The sequence below is a fragment of the Coprococcus sp. OM04-5BH genome, from assembly GCF_003482105.1.
Taxonomy (GTDB): domain Bacteria; phylum Bacillota; class Clostridia; order Lachnospirales; family Lachnospiraceae; genus Coprococcus.
Genome location: NZ_QULM01000009.1, coordinates 1 through 1,423, shown reverse-complemented (window position 1 = coordinate 1,423; position 1,423 = coordinate 1). Strand labels below are relative to the sequence as shown.

1 rRNA gene (cut by a window edge) is annotated in these 1,423 nt (G+C 46.9%); it reads right to left on the bottom strand.

Annotation, left to right across the window (positions count from 1 at the left end):
• Window positions 1-1,266 (bottom strand): 23S ribosomal RNA (locus DXB54_RS11740); it reaches 1,691 nt to the left of the window's first position.
• Between the last annotated feature and the right edge of the window lie 157 nt (window positions 1,267-1,423).

The window sequence follows — 1,423 nt, the reverse complement described above, 5'->3', positions numbered from 1 at the left end:
GATCCACTGCTCTTTTCAGTACAGCTTCGTCTCTGTAACAATGCTCCTCTACCAATGTATTTAATACATTCCATAGCTTCGGTGGTGTGTTTTAGCCCCGGACATTTTCGGCGCAGGACCTCTCGACTAGTGAGCTATTACGCACTCTTTGAATGTATGGCTGCTTCTGAGCCAACATCCTAGTTGTCTTCGAAATCCCACATCCTTTACCACTTAACACACACTTTGGGACCTTAGCTGATGGTCTGGGCTCTTTCCCTTTTGACTACCCAACTTATCTCGTGCAGTCTGACTCCCGTACATCATCTACGCGGCATTCGGAGTTTGATAATCTTCGGTAAGCTTTGACGCCCCCTAGGATATTCAGTGCTCTACCTCCGCAAGACTAATACGAGGCTAGCCCTAAAGCTATTTCGAGGAGAACCAGCTATCTCCGGGTTCGATTGGAATTTCTCCCCTACCCACACCTCATCGCCACCCTTTTCAACGGATGTGCGTTCGGTCCTCCATTGCCTTTTACGGCAACTTCAACCTGGACATGGGTAGATCACCCGGTTTCGGGTCTTCTTCTACTGACTAGACGTGCTGTTAACACTTGCTTTCACTTCGGCTCCGTACCTTAAGTACTTAACCTTGCCAGTAAAAGAAACTCGCCGGACCGTTCTACAAAAAGTACGCGGTTCTACCTAAAATGTAGTTCCGCAGCTTGTAAACACAGGGTTTCAGGTTCTCTTTCACTCCCCTCCCGGGGTTCTTTTCACCTTTCCTTCACAGTACTATGCTCTATCGGTCACTGAGTAGTATTTAGCCTTGGAGGGTGGTCCCTCCGCCTTCCCACAAGGTTTCTCGTGTCTCGTGGTACTCCGGATACTGCTAGGCGTGTTCATGATTCGTGTACGAGGCTTTCACTCTCTATGGCGGGACTTCCCAGACCCTTCTACTACCATTCACACTGCCATATCGCAGTCCATACCCCGGAATGCACGCACTCCGGTTTGGGCTCTTCCGCGTTCGCTCGCCGCTACTTACGGAATCGATGTTTCTTTCTCTTCCTCTCCCTACTTAGATGTTTCAGTTCAGGAGGTTCCCGACATATACCTATGTATTCAGTATATGACGACTGAGGTTTGCTCAGCCAGGTTTCCCCATTCAGAAATCTGCGGTTCATCGGATATTTGCTCCTTGCCGCAGCTTATCGCAGCTTATCACGTCTTTCATCGGCTCTCAGTGCCAAGGCATCCACCCTGCGCTCTTTGTAACTTAACCTTCTCAATATACGTAGCTCATATATTGATGGTTCTTCAAATTGCTTTGTTTTGTTATCAGATTTTTCATCTGATCCCTTTGGATATTAGATGTCTTGTTAATTATTAATGGCTTATTAATAATCTCATTTTCTATCTGTATGAAATTCTCAAAGAAC